Genomic DNA, 13,648 nt, shown 5'->3' on the forward strand with positions numbered 1-13,648 from the left:
CCGGCCCTAGCGCTCCCCGGCCTCCAGGTCGGCGACGATCCCGGCGACGGCCTCCTTGGCGGTGCGGCCCGCGCCGATGAGGGTGGCCGAGGCCGCCCCGGTCCAGTCGCCGTACCCCAGGAGGGTCAGGCGCGGCTCGTCCGCGGAGCGGGTCCCGTCCAGGGCGATCCGCCCCTCGCCGGCCGACGGCACGAGCGGGGCGAGGTGGTCGAGTACCGGACGGAAGCCGGTGCACCACAGGATCGCGTCGCAGTCCAGGACCGTGCCGTCGGCCCAGGCCACGCCCGTGGCGGTGACCCGGTCGAACATCGGCTCCGCCTCGAGGGCGCCTCGGGCGCGGGCCTCGCGCACGCCCGGCACGGCGACGATGTCGCCGAGGTCCCCGGGGCCGGGGGCCCCGGCCCCCGAGCCGTCGCGAACGGCCCTCTGGCGCCGGGTGGCGATGGCGAACAGCGCCCGGCCGTCCACGTCGTCGGGCAGGAACCGCGGCGGCCGGGAGGTCGTCCACGTGGTCGTGGCGACCTCGGAGAGTTCGGCGAGGATCTGCGCGGCCGAGTTGCCGCCGCCGACGACCACCACCCGCCGCCCCGCGAACGCGCCGGGGCCCCGGTAGTCCGCGGTGTGCGCCTGGACGCCCCCGAAGTCCTCGCGGCCCGGGACGGAGGGGATGTACGGGGCCCTCCACGTCCCGGTCGCGCTGACGACGTGCCGGGCGTGCCAGGTCCGCGTACCGGCGCGGACCGCGAGTCCGCCGGGTTCGCGCTCCACGCCCGTGACGGTCACCGGGCGGCGCACCGGAAGCCCGTAGCGCCGCTCGTACGCGGACAGGTACCGGGCGACGTGCCCGGCCGAGGGGTACTCCCGCCCCTCCTCCCGCGGCATCCACCAGCCGGGCAGCATGCTGTGCTCAGCCGGGGAGAACAGCCGCAGCGACCCCCAGTACTCGTTCCAGGACCCGCCCGGCCGCGTCCCGGCGTCCAGGACGACGAAGTCGGCCCCCGCCCTCCTCAGGTAGTACCCCGCGGCGAGCCCGGCCTGGCCTCCGCCGACCACCACCGCGTCGAACCTGTGGTCACGCGCGTCCATCCCGTCCCCTCCGTGCTCCGTCCCACCGTGCCCGTCCCCGCCGCCCGGTCCTCCCCCGGCGGCCCTCCTACCTCCGACCGGGGGCGAACCTCCGCCGCCAGGCCAGGGAGACGTAGACCAGGGCGATGAGCACGGGTACCTCGATGAGGGGGCCCACCACTCCGGCCAGGGCCTGGCCCGAGGTGACGCCGAAGGTCGCGATCGCCACCGCGATGGCCAGCTCGAAGTTGTTGCCCGCCGCGGTGAAGGCCAGCGTGGCGGTGCGGTCGTAGTCCAGGCCGATCGCCTTGCCGAAGGCGAAACTGCCGAACCACATGAGGGCGAAGTAGGCCAGCAGCGGAACGGCGATGCGCACCACGTCCAGCGGCTGGCCGGTGATCCTGTCCCCTTGCAGGGCGAAGAGCAGCACGATGGTGAACAGCAGCCCGTACAGGGCCCAGGGGCCGATCCGGGGCAGGAACGCCGACTCGTAGCGCTCCCGCCCCATCCTCCTCTCCCCGAGCAGGCGGGTCAGGAACCCCGCCGCCAGGGGGATACCGAGGAAGATGACCACGTTGAGGGCGATCGGCCAGGGACCGACGTCCAGCCCGTCGGTGTCCAGGCCCAGCCACCCGGGGAGCAGGTCCAGGTAGAACCAGCCGAGCACGCCGAACACGAGCACCTGGAAGACGGAGTTGAGCGCCACCAGGACGGCGGCGGCCTCGCGGTCGCCACAGGCCAGGTCGTTCCAGATGACGACCATGGCGATACAGCGGGCCAGGCCGACGATGATCAGGCCGGTGCGGTACTCGGGCAGGTCGGCCAGGAAGATCCACGCCAGGGCGAACATCACCGCGGGGCCCACGACCCAGTTGACCACCAGGGAGGACACGAGCAGCCGGGCGTCGCGGGTGACGGTGTCCAGCCGGTCGTAGCGGACCTTGGCCAGCACCGGGTACATCATGACGAGCAGGCCCAGGGCGATGGGCAGCGAGATCCCGCCGACCTCCATCGCCGCCAGGGCCTCGTTCAGCCCGGGGACCAGGCGGCCCAGGCCCAGGCCGACAGCCATGGCGAGCAGGATCCACACCGCCAGGAACCGGTCCAGGACCGAGAGCCCGGCGGCGACGGACCCGTCCGTGCCGCCGGCCGTCTTGTCGGTCGGGGTCATCAGCACGGCCTCCGGTTCCCGGCCGCGCCCGAGGAACGGGCCGTGGCGGCCAGTCCGGCCAGCCCCTCGGAGAGGGTCTCCAGTGCCTCGGGGCGGAGCCGGTAGTAGGTGAACCTGCCGCAGGGCTCGGTCTCCACCACCCCCGCCTCGCGCAGGATCCGCAGGTGGTTGGACAGGTTGGTCTGCCGGGCCCCGGTCTCCTCCACGAGGTGGGTCGTGCACAGGGTCTCGCGGGCCAGCAGGGTCACGATCCTCAGGCGCAGGGGGTCGGAGAGCACTCTCATCGAGTCAGCATTCACTGATATCAGCACATGCTGATACTATCGCACCGTCAGCTCCCGAGCACACGTGCCACCGCACCCGGAACCCGACAGGGGCCATCACCATGGGCGACCACGACAAGCCGTCGGTCCTGTTCGTCTGCGTGCACAACGCCGGACGCTCCCAGATGGCCGCGGCCTGGCTCCGCCACCTGTCCGGGGGCCGGATCGAGGTCCGCTCGGCGGGCTCCGCCCCCGCCGACTCGCTCAACCCCGCCGTCGTCGAGGCCATGGCCGAGGTCGGCGTCGACATCACCGGCCAACGCCCCCGGGTCCTCACCCCCGAGGCCGTCGAGGCCTCCGACGTGTGCGTCACGATGGGATGCGGCGACGCCTGCCCGTTCTTCCCCGGCAAGCGCTACCTGGACTGGGACCTGCCCGACCCCGCAGGCCGGGGCGTGGAGGCCGTCCGCCCCATCCGCGACGAGATCAGGAGGCGCGTCGAGGCCCTCGTCGGCGAGCTCGTGCCCGGCGGGGCCTGACCGCCGCGCCCCTCCATCCGGGACCGCCGCGGCGGGATCCCCCTCCGCCCGGCGCCCGCCCCGGACACCCGGGTATCGGACCCGCGCTGCTCACACCGCGTGCATGACCGATACACCGCGCCCGCCGGGGGCCTTGCCCCGGCTTCCCCCGGTCTGCACCCGGCCCCGGGGCCCGTGACGGGCGTCCGCGTTTCCACGGGCACCGTACGGCGCAGACCCTTCACACACAGCAACCGATGTGAAGGATTCCCTTGCGCCCGTCAGCTCTCACCGCAACCGCCGGCGCCCTCGGCCTCGCCGTCCTCGCCCTCTCCCCCGCCACCGCCCACGCGGCCGCGCCCGTCCCCCTCGCCGACGCCGTCGCGGCGCTGCCCGTCGCCGGCGAGAGCCGGGAGGGCTACGACCGCTCCCTGTTCCCGCACTGGACCGACCAGGACCGCGACGGCTGCAACACCCGTATGGAGGTCCTGATCGCCGAGGCCACCACCGCCCCCGAGGCCGACGAGCGGTGCCGCCTCACCGGGGGCGAGTGGCAGAGCTACTACGACGACCGCGTCCACACCGAGGCGCGGGGGCTCGACATCGACCACATGGTGCCCCTCGCCGAGGCCTGGGACTCCGGGGCCTCGGAGTGGACCACCGAGCGGCGCCGCGCCTACGCCAACGACCTCGACGAGGAGGTCGCCCTGGTCGCGGTCACCGCGGGGGAGAACCGCGCCAAGGCCGACAAGGACCCGGCCCAGTGGCTGCCCCCGTCGGAGGCCGCCCTGTGCAGGTACGTCACCGAGTGGACCACCGTGAAGACGCGCTGGTCGCTCAGCGTCGACCAGGCCGAGGCGGACGTGCTCGCGACGACCGCCGCGGAGTGCCCCGACGCCGTGGTCGACACCGTGCCCGCGGCCTGACCCGCCCTCCCGGACGGGCGGGTCAGGCGTCCGCCTTCTCCCGCTCCGCCCGGGCGGTCCCGCGCCGCGCCCTGAACAGCTTCTGCGCGAGCGGGAGGAGGACCACGACGGCCAGCAGCAGGAACAGCGTGCCGGAGATCGGCCGGGTGAGGAACCCGGTCGGGTCCCCGTCGAAGACGAGGAGCGAGCGGCGCAGCGAGGTCTCCAGCAGGGACCCGAGGACGAACGCGAGCACCAGCGGGCCGGGCTCGAAGCCGAACTTCTTCATCAGGTAGCCGACCAGGCCGAACACCACCACGAGGGCGATGTCGAAGACACTGTTGCGGACCGTGTAGACGCCCACCAGCGTGATCAGCACGGTGATCGGGGCGAGGATGCTCCCCCGGACCCGCAGGATCTTCACGAACAGCCCCACCAGCGGGATGCTCATGATCAGCAGCAGGATGTTCCCGATGTACATCGAGTTCACCACGCCCCAGAACAGGTCGGGGTCCTCGGAGACCAGCTGCGGCCCGGGGGTCACGCCCTGGATCATGAGCGCGCCGAAGATCATCGCCATCGTGGCGTTGGCGGGGATCCCGAGCGTGAGCAGCGGGATGAAGGAGGAGGTCGCGGCCGCGTTGTTCGCCGACTCCGGCGCGGCCACGCCCTCGACCGCTCCGTGGCCGAAGCGCTCGGGCGTCTTGGACCGGCGCTTCTCCAGCGCGTACGCCGCGAGGGACGACAGCGTGGCGCCGCCGCCGGGGAGGATGCCGAGGAAGAAGCCGAGCACGGAGCCGCGGCCGATCGCCCCGGACGACTGGCGCAGGTCGGCGCGGGAGGGCCACGCGTTGGCCACCCTGGCCGGGGCGACCGTGCCCTTCCTCCGCTCCTCCAGGTTGTAGAGGATCTCGCCGAGGCCGAAGACGCCCATCGCGATCGGGACGAAGTCGAGCCCGTCCGCCAGGGAGAGGGACTCGAAGGTGAACCGCTCCGCGCCCGTGAACATGTCGCGTCCGACCGTGGCCAGGAGGAGGCCGAGGCACGCGGCGACGATCGCCTTCACGCGCCCGCCGTTGCTGACCGTGGCGACCAGCAGGATGCCCAGCAGGGCCAGCGCCGTGTACTCCGGGGGACCGAAGTCCAGGGCGAAACCCGCGACCACGGGCGCGAGCAGCGACAGGGCCACGATCGACACCGTGCCGCCCACGAAGGACCCGATCGCCGCGATGCCGAGCGCGGTCCCCGCCCTGCCCTTGAGCGCCAGGGCGTGGCCGTCGAAGACGGTCACCACGGAGGAGGCCTCGCCGGGGAGCCGGAGCAGGACGGAGGTGATGGTGCCGCCGTACTGGGCCCCGTAGAAGATGCCCGCGAGCATGATGATCGCGGTCACCGGCTCCACCCCGAAGGTGAGGGGCAGCAGGATCGCGATGGTCGCCGCCGGGCCGAGTCCGGGGAGCACGCCGACCAGCATCCCGACCACGACGCCGAGCAGGCAGTAGAGCAGGTTGGCCGGTTCGAGGACGACGCCGAACCCGTCGATCACGGGGGTCAGGAAATCCATCGTCGCTCCTAGAAGAGATGGGGGATCGGCACTGCCAGGACAGCGACGAAGAGCAGGTAGAAGGCGACCACGATGCCGAGGCTGGTCAGGACGGACAGGCGCCAGGACTCGCCGCCGATGAACCGCAGCCACACGAAGGCCAGCACCGCGGCCGGGATCTCGAAGCCGATCACCCCGACGAGGGAGGCGAAGGCCGCCATGGTGGCCAGGCCGGCCAGGACCGCCCAGCTGGACGAGGAGAACCTCTCGGCGTCCCGGGTCCGCCGCGCCTGGAACACCAGGGCGGCGCCGAGGCAGGTGATCGCCGCGCTGACCAGGAACGGCCACATGCCGGCGGAGGGGGCCGACGCCTCGCCCAGGCCGAGCGACCACGAGCCGGCCAGCCCGGCGGCGCCGAGGGCGACGACCACGAGGGCGACCACGATGTTGGTCACGGGTCCCGCGGGGGGCGGTGCGGGCTCCTCGGCCGTCTCCGGTTCGCCGGGACCGGGCCCGGACGGTTCACCGGTCTCCGCCCCGTCCGGGCCCCGCCGTCCGTCGGGGGCCTCCGTCGCGCCGGAGGCCCCGGCGCCGCGGCCGGACCCCTCCGGCGCCCCCGGCACGGCGGCGGTCCCCTCAGCGCCCGCGCCGGCCTCCGGGCTCCCGCCCCGCGAGGTGATCACTGCGAACCGCCGAGGTCGATGCCGTACTCCTCCGTCATGGACCGGTACGACTCCAGGGAGGACGTCCACTCCTCGACCACCTGGTCGCCGGGGATCTCGTGGGCGGTGAGCAGGTTGTCCTCGTTGAAGGCCCGGTACTGCTCGGTGGCGAACGCGGCCTCGCACGCCTCGCGCAGGCGCTCCAGGACGTCGTCGGGGGTACCGGAGGGGGCGACGAGCGCGCGGTACTGGGCCACCTCGACCTCGTACCCCTCCTCGACGGCGGTGGGGGTGTCCTCCAGGAACTCGTTGCGCTCCGCGGAGAAGGTGAGGAGGGCGTTCAGCTCACCGGCCTCGATCTGCCCGATCGCCTCGCCGAGCTGGATCGCGGCGACGTCCACCTGGTCGCCGAGGACGGCGGTGAGCGTGGGCGCGCCGCTGTTGAAGGGGACGGCGGTGCCGGAGATCCCGGCCTGGTTGAAGAGGAGCTCCTGGGCGAGCTGACTGCCCGTGCCCACCCCGGTGGTGCCGAACTTGAGGTCGTCCCCGGCGTCCTCCAGGTCCGCGAGCGTCTCCAGGCCGGAGGCGGGGGACGAGACCAGCACGTAGTCGTCGCGGGAGATCCCGGCGACCACCTCGAAGTCGTCGATGGCGACGGCCTCGTCCTCGGAGACCGCGAGGGGGGTGATCGCGGTCAGGGAGGCGTTGATGAGCAGCAGGTTCTGCCCGTTCGGCTCCTGGCCCGCGACCTCGTTGGCCGCCAGGGCGCCGTTGGCGCCGGGGGTGTTGACCACGGGGGCGGCGACGCCGAGGTCGTCCGTGAGGCCCTCGGCCAGGGCGCGGGCGATCAGGTCGGTGCTCCCGCCCGGGTCCTGCCCGACGGCGATCGTGATCGGCCCGCTCGGGAACTCGCCCCCCGCCGCGCCGCCGGACAGGTTCCCGCCGCACGCGGCGACGGAGAGGGACAGAGCCGCGGTGAGCCCGAGGACCGCCCCTGGACGTGTGGTTCTCTTCCCTGGCGCCTGGGTCATGCGAACTCCTTCGATCCGGCGGGTGCCCGCCACTTCGTGCACTGTGAGTGCCGTCACGTTCGTGAGTGTCTGGCAGCCTAAGAGGAGTCATCCATGCATGTCCAAGGCAAATACGGCATAAGATGATACCTTTCTGGCATCATGTTCTCCTTCGACCAGCTGCGCGGTTTCGTCGCCGTCGCCGAGGAACTGCACTTCGGGCGGGCGGCCGAACGGCTCTCCATGACGCAACCCCCTCTGAGCCGCCAGATCCAGAAGCTCGAACGCACGGTCGGCGTGCAGCTGCTGGAGCGCGACCGCCGGCGCGTGTCCCTGACCGCGGCGGGCGAGGCGTTCCTCATCGAGGCCCGCCGTCTGCTCACCCTGGCGGAGAGCGCGCCGGACCACGCCCGGCGGATCTCGGCGGGGTCGAGCGGGACGCTCAGGATCGGGTTCACCGCGGCGTCGTCCTACGGCCCCCTCGGCGGGCTCCTGAACCGCCTGGAGGAGGTCCTGCCGGAGATCAACATCGAGCTGTTCGAGATGGTCACCCGCGAACAGGTGGCGGCGCTCCTCAACGAGGAGGTCGACCTCGGTCTGGCGCGGCCCCCCTTCGACACCGAGCTGTTCGGCTCCCGGGTCCAGCACCGCGAGCGGATGCTGGTCGCCGTGCCGGAGGGCCACCCCCTGGCGCGGCACGCGGGCCCCGTGGCCGCGGAGGAGCTGGTCGACGTGCCGCTGATCATGCACTCGCCGACCAGGGCCCGCTACTTCTACGACCTCGTGGTGCGCCTGGTCCCCATCTCCCACCAGAACGTCGTGCACACGGTCAGCCAGGTCCTGACCATGGTGTGGCTGGTGGCCGCGGGGAGGGGGGTCGCGTTCGTGCCCCGGTCGGCGACCGGGCTGGGCATCGACGGCGTCGTCTACCTGGAGATCGCGGACCTGCCGGAGGACCCGGTCGAACTCCACCTGCTGTGGCTGCGGGAGTCGCGCAACCCCGCCGTGCGGCGGGCCCTGGAGGCATGGCCCCCGGAGGGGGCCGCCTTGCCGTGATACCCGTCCGGTATCAGTTAATGCCCAACAACTCTTGGACAGCATCGAACGCTTCTCCGTACGGTAACGGCAACACCGCCCCGGCCCCTGCCAGGGAGACCCCGACCTGCCGACCTAAGGATGACGTGTGACTCTGATGCACCCCGGTGAGCTGGCGACCCGGCTCAAGTCCGGCCTCCTCTCGTTCCCCGTCACCCACTTCGACCAGGACCTCGCGTTCGACGAGACCCGCTACCGCGAGCACCTCGCGTGGCAGTCGGGCTTCGGCGTGGCCGGGCTGTTCGCGGCCGGGGGCACGGGTGAGGGCTTCTCGCTGACCTCGCCCGAGATCGACCGGGTCGTGCGCGCCGCGGTCGACGAGGTCGCCGGGGCGGTGCCCGTGCTCGCCCCCGCGACCGGCGGGACGGCGACGGCGAAGGCGCAGGCCAGGGCCGCCCAGGAGGCGGGGGCGGACGGGATCCTGCTGCTGCCCCCCTACCTGACCGAGGCCGGGCAGGCCGGGCTGGTCGAGCACGTCACGGCCGTCTGCTCGGCCACCGACCTGGGGGTCATCGTCTACAGCCGCGCCAACGCGGTGTTCACCGACGAGAGCGTCGCGGCCCTCGCCGACCGCAACCCCAACCTGATCGGCCTCAAGGACGGCGTCGGGGACGTCGAGCTGATGACGCGGATCTACGCCAAGGTCGGCGACCGGCTGATGTACGTGGGCGGGCTGCCCACCGCGGAGACCTTCGCCCTGCCCCTGCTCCAGCTCGGGGTCAGCACGTACTCCTCCGCGCTGTACAACTTCCTCCCCGAGTTCGCCCTCGGGTTCTTCGAGTCGGTGCGCGCCCAGGACCGCGAGGCGGTCTACCGCAAGCTCAACGACTTCGTGATCCCCTACCTCGACATCCGCGACCGGACGCGCGGCTACGCCGTGTCCATCGTCAAGGCCGGCCTGAACGCCGTCGGCCGCGACGGCGGCCGGGTCAGGCCGCCCCTGAGCGACCTCAGCCCCGCCGAGACCGACGAGCTGGCCGCTCTCATCGCCAAGGTCTCCTGAGCCGGAACCCCGGACAGAACCCGCCGCACCCCTACCAGGAGGTACCGCAGTGCCCGTCGAAGGAAGATCGCTCGTGGCCGGGGAACCGGTCGAGGGGAACGCCGGTTCCCTCCTCGCCACCGACCCCGCCACCGGTGAGGAGGTCGGACCGGCCTTCGGCCTGGTCGGTTCCGCGCAGATCGAGGCCGCGACGCGGGCGGCGGAGGCCGCCTTCGACGCCTTCCGGGCCCAGACCCCGGCGGAGCGGGCCGCCTTCCTCCGCAGGATCGCCGACAACATCGACGGGATCGGCGAGGAGCTGACCGCGCGGGCCGTGCGGGAGACCGGCCTCCCGGCGGCGCGGCTGGAGGGCGAGCGGGGCCGCACCGTCGGCCAGCTGCGGATGTTCGCCGACGTGGTGGAGCAGGGGGACGCCCTCCAGGCGCGCATCGACCCCGCCCTCCCCGACCGGCGCCCCGCCCCCCGCCCCGACATCCGCCAGGCCCACGTGCCGCTGGGCCCCGTGGTGGTCTTCGGGGCGAGCAACTTCCCCCTCGCCTTCTCCACCGCGGGCGGCGACACCGCCTCGGCGCTCGCGGCGGGCTGCCCGGTCGTGGTGAAGGCCCACAACGCCCATCCCGGCACCGCGGAGCTGGTCGGCCGGGCGGTCGCCCGGGCGGTCGCGGACAGCGGGCTCCCCGGGGGCGTGTTCTCCCTGCTGTTCGGCGAGGGCAACGGGATCGGGCAGGCCCTCGCGGCCGACCCGCGCGTCAAGGCCGTGGCGTTCACGGGCTCGCGCGCCGGGGGCCTCGCGCTCATGCGGACCGCCGCCGCCCGTCCCGAACCCGTCCCCGTGTTCGCCGAGATGTCCTCCTCCAACCCGGTCGTCGTCCTGCCGGGCGCGCTGGCCGGCGGCGCGGCCGAGGAGCTGGCGGAGGCGTACGTGGGCTCGCTGACCCTCGGAGCGGGCCAGTTCTGCACCAACCCGGGGCTCGTCCTCGTCCCCGCCACGCCCGACGGCGACCGCTTCTTCGCCGCCGCCGAGCGGCTGGTCACGGAGGCCACCGGGCAGACCATGCTCACCGGCCCCATCGCCGCCGCACGCGCCGCGGGCACGGACGCCCTCGCCGCCGAGCCCGACGTCGAGACGGTCGCCACCGGGACCGACGGCCCCGGCCCGAACGCGCTCGCGCCGATGCTCCTCGCCACCGGCCTGAAGTCGTTCACCACCCGGCCCCGCCTCCAGGAGGAGGTCTTCGGCGCGGTCGGCCTGCTGGTCCGCTACCCCGCGGACGGGCTGTCGGCCGAGGCCCTTGCGGAGTCTCTCGCCGAGGCGCTGGAGTCCTTGGAGGGACAGCTCACCGCCACCCTGCACGCCGACCCCGCGTCCGCGGACGACGCCGTCGCCGTGCGGCGGCTGATCCCCGTCCTGGAGCGCAAGGTCGGCCGCATCCTCTTCGGCGGCTGGCCCACCGGGGTCGAGGTCAACCACGCGATGGTGCACGGCGGCCCCTTCCCCGCCACGTCGGACCCGCGCAGCACCTCCGTCGGCAGCCTCGCCGTCCACAGGTTCCTGCGGCCGGTCGCCTACCAGTCCGTGCCCGACGCGTTCCTCCCGCCCGCCCTGCGCGAGGCCAACCCGTGGGGACTGAGCCGCCGCGTGGACGGCTCCGTCGTACCGGCGGAGGGGCGAGCATGAGCCCCCGGACCCCGACCGTCGTGGACGTCGAGGTGGTGCCCGTCGCCGGGCACGACAGCATGCTGCTCAACCTCAGCGGCGCCCACGGCCCCTTCTTCACCCGCAACATCGCGATCCTGACCGACAGCGAGGGCCGGACCGGGGTCGGCGAGGTCCCCGGCGGGGAGCCCATCCGGCGCACCGTCGCCGACGCCGCCGGGATGGTCGTCGGCCGCCCGGTCTCGCACGTCCACCAGGTGCTCCGCGAGATCGGGGAGGCCTTCGCCGGACGGGACGCGGGCGGGCGCGGCGAGCAGACCTTCGACCTGCGGACCACCGTCCACGCCGTCACCGCCGTCGAGTCCGCGCTCCTGGACCTCCTCGGCCAGCACCTGGAGGTCCCCGTCTGCGATCTGCTGGGGGAGGGCCGGCAGAGGGACCGGGTCCCCATGCTCGGCTACCTCTTCTACATCGGCGACCGGGACCGGACCCCGCTCCCCTACCTCGCGGAGGCCGACCCGAAGGACGACTGGGAGCGCCTGCGACGCGAGGAGGCCCTCACCCCCGACGCGGTGGTCGCGCTCGCCGAGGCGGCGCGCGAGAGGTACGGCTTCCGCGACTTCAAGCTCAAGGGCGGGGTCCTCGCCGGGGAGGAGGAGGTGGAGACGGTGCGGGCCCTGGCCGCCCGCTTCCCCGACGCCCGGATCACCCTGGACCCCAACGGGGGCTGGCTCCTGGAGGACGCCGTCCGGCTCTGCTCGGGGCTGGACGGGGTGCTCGCCTACGCCGAGGACCCGTGCGGGGCCGAGGGGGTGTACTCCGGCCGCGAGGTGATGGCGGAGTTCCGCCGGGCCACGGGCCTGCCGACGGCGACCAACATGGTCGCCACGGACTGGCGGCAGCTCGCCCACAGCGTGCGCTCGCACGCGGTGGACATCCCGCTCGCGGACCCGCACTTCTGGACCATGCGCGGATCGGTGCGCGTCGCCCAGCTGTGCCACGAGTTCGGGCTCACCTGGGGCTCGCACTCCAACAACCACTTCGACATCTCCCTGGCGATGTTCACGCAGGTGGGCGCGGCGGCGCCGGGGAAGATCACCGCCCTGGACACCCACTGGATCTGGCAGGACGGCCAGGCGCTCACCCGCGAGCCGCTCCGGATCGCGGACGGCGCGATCGAGGTGCCCACCGCCCCCGGGCTCGGCGTGGAACTCGACAGGGACGCCCTCGCGGCCGCCCACGAGCTCTACCTCGAACACGGGCTCGGGGCGCGCGACGACGCCGCGGCGATGCGGTACCTCGTCCCCGGCTGGTCCTTCGACCCCAAGCGGCCCGCGACGGTCCGGTGAGCCCCGCGTCCCCCCGGGGCCTCCCCGGACCCCGCACACACCCGGGCCGCTACGGTCGGGGCGTGTACGCGCGGCGGGACCCCGCCGCCGCAGCCCTCCCGCACACCCACACCCTGGAGACACGATGACCGCCCAGCCCGGAACCGACAGCGGGACGAGCCCCCGCGCCCACGCGGCCGCGGACAGGATCAGCGAGGTCACGCTCTCGCGCGTCGACCTGCCCCTCGCCTCCCCCATCAGCGACGCCAAGGTGCTGACCGGGAGGCAGAAGCCGCTCACGTCGGTGTCGATGCTGTTCGCCGAGATCCGCACCGAGGAGGGCCTGGAGGGGGTCGGCTACACCTACTCCAAGCGCGCGGGCGGCTTCGGCCAGTACGCGCACGCCCAGGAGATCGCCCCCGAGCTGATCGGCGAGGACCCCAGCGACATCCAGCGGATCTGGACGAAGCTGGTGTGGGCGGGCGCCTCGGTCGGCCGCAGCGGACTGGCCACCCAGGCGATCGCGGCGATCGACATCGCCCTGTGGGACCTCAAGGCCAAGCGCGCGGGGCTGCCGCTCGCCAAGCTGCTGGGCGCCCACCGCGACGCGGTGGACTGCTACAACACCTCCGGCGGGTTCCTGTCCACGCCGCTGGACCAGGTGCTCGACAACACCCGCGCCGCGCGCGCCAGCGGGATCGGCGGCATCAAGATCAAGGTCGGCCAGCCGGACTGGCGCGCCGACCTGGCCCGCGTCTCCGCCGTCCGCGAGGAGCTGGGCGACTTCCCGCTGATGGTCGACGCCAACCAGCAGTGGAACCGCAGCACCGCCGTGCGGATGGGCCGGGTGCTGGAGGAGTTCGACCTCATCTGGATCGAGGAGCCCCTCGACGCCTACGACTCCGAGGGCCACGCGGCGCTCGCCCGGGAGCTGGCGACGCCGATCGCGACCGGCGAGATGCTGACCAGCGCGGCCGAGCACGAGGAGCTGATCCGGGCGGGCGCCGTCGACTTCATGCAGCCGGACGCCGCACGCGTCGGCGGGATCACGCCGTTCCTGAAGATCATGGCCCGCGGCCAGCAGGCGGGGATCCGGATGGCGCCGCACTTCGCCATGGAGATCCACCTGCACCTGGCCGCCGCCTACGAGATCGACCCCTGGGTGGAGCACTTCGACTGGCTCCAGCCGCTGTTCGACGAGCGGCTGGAGATCGAGGACGGGCGCATGCTCGTCCCCGGCCGCCCCGGCCTGGGCTTCACGATCAGCGACCAGGCCCGTGCCTGGACCGACCAGAGCGTCCGCGTCGACGCCGACGGGCGCACCACCCTCTCGGGCTGACCCCGCCCGGCAGGACCGGCCGGGGCCCGCCCCGGCCCGCGGGGCCCGCGCCGCCACCCCCGGGCGCCGCGGGGGTGCCCGCCGCGGGC

The 13,648-nt window shown here is 73.6% G+C and carries 13 protein-coding genes; 7 read left to right on the plus strand and 6 right to left on the minus strand.

Annotation, left to right across the window (positions count from 1 at the left end; genetic code table 11):
* Positions 1-6: 6 nt before the first annotated feature.
* The 3 genes from ACWGL3_RS12510 to ACWGL3_RS12520 form a co-directional block, all read right to left on the minus strand.
* Positions 7-1,086, minus strand: coding sequence for an ArsO family NAD(P)H-dependent flavin-containing monooxygenase (locus tag ACWGL3_RS12510; RefSeq protein ID WP_344185463.1), 1,080 nt, complete (start codon positions 1,084-1,086; stop codon positions 7-9).
* A gap of 67 nt (positions 1,087-1,153) precedes the next feature.
* Positions 1,154-2,236 (minus strand): ACR3 family arsenite efflux transporter, encoded by a 1,083-nt coding sequence (arsB, locus tag ACWGL3_RS12515; RefSeq protein WP_452461285.1) that lies wholly within the window; start codon positions 2,234-2,236, stop codon positions 1,154-1,156.
* Entirely contained in the window at positions 2,236-2,520 is a 285-nt protein-coding gene (locus ACWGL3_RS12520) for an ArsR/SmtB family transcription factor (protein ID WP_267947846.1), read from the minus strand. The genes arsB and ACWGL3_RS12520 overlap by 1 nt, the downstream gene beginning before the upstream one ends.
* Before the next feature lie 101 nt (positions 2,521-2,621).
* Here ACWGL3_RS12520 and ACWGL3_RS12525 point away from each other — a divergent pair, with 101 nt between their 5' ends.
* Both ACWGL3_RS12525 and ACWGL3_RS12530 read left to right on the plus strand, forming a co-directional pair.
* Positions 2,622-3,038: an arsenate reductase ArsC gene (locus ACWGL3_RS12525; RefSeq protein WP_267947845.1), complete on the plus strand. Its 417-nt coding sequence runs from the start codon at positions 2,622-2,624 to the stop codon at positions 3,036-3,038.
* Positions 3,039-3,289: 251 nt separating this feature from the next.
* Positions 3,290-3,943 carry an HNH endonuclease family protein gene (locus ACWGL3_RS12530; protein WP_344176519.1) on the plus strand — a complete coding sequence of 218 codons (654 nt, stop codon included), beginning with the start codon at positions 3,290-3,292 and terminating at the stop codon, positions 3,941-3,943.
* Positions 3,944-3,965: 22 nt separating this feature from the next.
* Here ACWGL3_RS12530 and ACWGL3_RS12535 read toward each other — a convergent pair whose 3' ends face one another.
* The 3 genes from ACWGL3_RS12535 to ACWGL3_RS12545 all read right to left on the minus strand — a co-directional run bounded on the left by ACWGL3_RS12535 (position 3,966) and on the right by ACWGL3_RS12545 (position 7,158).
* A complete protein-coding gene (locus ACWGL3_RS12535; protein WP_452461286.1) occupies positions 3,966-5,486 on the minus strand; it encodes a tripartite tricarboxylate transporter permease in 1,521 nt (506 codons plus the stop codon).
* Positions 5,487-5,494: 8 nt separating this feature from the next.
* Complete coding sequence (locus ACWGL3_RS12540) at positions 5,495-5,920, minus strand: tripartite tricarboxylate transporter TctB family protein (protein ID WP_267947842.1); 426 nt, start codon at positions 5,918-5,920, stop codon at positions 5,495-5,497.
* Between the two features lie 224 nt (positions 5,921-6,144).
* The gene (locus ACWGL3_RS12545) at positions 6,145-7,158 is read right to left on the minus strand and encodes a Bug family tripartite tricarboxylate transporter substrate binding protein (RefSeq protein ID WP_452461287.1); all 1,014 of its coding nucleotides are present in this window, start codon (positions 7,156-7,158) and stop codon (positions 6,145-6,147) included.
* Between the two features lie 141 nt (positions 7,159-7,299).
* Between ACWGL3_RS12545 and ACWGL3_RS12550 the strand changes: the two genes are divergently transcribed.
* From ACWGL3_RS12550 to ACWGL3_RS12570, 5 genes are all read left to right on the plus strand, one after another.
* Positions 7,300-8,193, plus strand: a complete 894-nt coding sequence (locus ACWGL3_RS12550; protein ID WP_267947840.1) for a LysR family transcriptional regulator — start codon at positions 7,300-7,302, stop codon at positions 8,191-8,193.
* Between the two features lie 136 nt (positions 8,194-8,329).
* The gene (kdgD, locus tag ACWGL3_RS12555) at positions 8,330-9,235 is read left to right on the plus strand and encodes a 5-dehydro-4-deoxyglucarate dehydratase (RefSeq protein WP_344176690.1); all 906 of its coding nucleotides are present in this window, start codon (positions 8,330-8,332) and stop codon (positions 9,233-9,235) included.
* 73 nt (positions 9,236-9,308) lie between these two features.
* Positions 9,309-10,913 (plus strand): aldehyde dehydrogenase (NADP(+)), encoded by a 1,605-nt coding sequence (locus tag ACWGL3_RS12560; protein WP_267947839.1) that lies wholly within the window; start codon positions 9,309-9,311, stop codon positions 10,911-10,913.
* A complete protein-coding gene (locus tag ACWGL3_RS12565) occupies positions 10,910-12,241 on the plus strand; it encodes an enolase C-terminal domain-like protein (protein WP_267947838.1) in 1,332 nt (443 codons plus the stop codon). Before ACWGL3_RS12560 ends, ACWGL3_RS12565 begins: the two co-directional genes overlap by 4 nt.
* A gap of 124 nt (positions 12,242-12,365) precedes the next feature.
* A complete protein-coding gene (locus ACWGL3_RS12570; RefSeq protein WP_267947837.1) occupies positions 12,366-13,559 on the plus strand; it encodes an L-talarate/galactarate dehydratase in 1,194 nt (397 codons plus the stop codon).
* The last annotated feature ends 89 nt before the right edge of the window (positions 13,560-13,648 follow it).

The sequence above is a fragment of the Nocardiopsis sp. NPDC055824 genome (assembly GCF_053616335.1).

Excerpts from the sequence above, each read along its gene's own strand:
- ACWGL3_RS12545 (WP_452461287.1), bottom strand. The coding sequence starts at position 7,158 with ATGACCCAGGCGCCAGGGAAGAGAACCACACGTCCAGGGGCGGTCCTC.
- ACWGL3_RS12510 (WP_344185463.1), bottom strand. The coding sequence starts at position 1,086 with ATGGACGCGCGTGACCACAGGTTCGACGCGGTGGTGGTCGGCGGAGGC.
- arsB (WP_452461285.1), bottom strand. The coding sequence starts at position 2,236 with ATGACCCCGACCGACAAGACGGCCGGCGGCACGGACGGGTCCGTCGCC.
- ACWGL3_RS12565 (WP_267947838.1), top strand. The coding sequence starts at position 10,910 with ATGAGCCCCCGGACCCCGACCGTCGTGGACGTCGAGGTGGTGCCCGTC.
- kdgD (WP_344176690.1), top strand. The coding sequence starts at position 8,330 with ATGCACCCCGGTGAGCTGGCGACCCGGCTCAAGTCCGGCCTCCTCTCG.
- ACWGL3_RS12550 (WP_267947840.1), top strand. The coding sequence starts at position 7,300 with ATGTTCTCCTTCGACCAGCTGCGCGGTTTCGTCGCCGTCGCCGAGGAA.
- ACWGL3_RS12525 (WP_267947845.1), top strand. The coding sequence starts at position 2,622 with ATGGGCGACCACGACAAGCCGTCGGTCCTGTTCGTCTGCGTGCACAAC.
- ACWGL3_RS12570 (WP_267947837.1), top strand. The coding sequence starts at position 12,366 with ATGACCGCCCAGCCCGGAACCGACAGCGGGACGAGCCCCCGCGCCCAC.
- ACWGL3_RS12535 (WP_452461286.1), bottom strand. The coding sequence starts at position 5,486 with ATGGATTTCCTGACCCCCGTGATCGACGGGTTCGGCGTCGTCCTCGAA.
- ACWGL3_RS12520 (WP_267947846.1), bottom strand. The coding sequence starts at position 2,520 with ATGAGAGTGCTCTCCGACCCCCTGCGCCTGAGGATCGTGACCCTGCTG.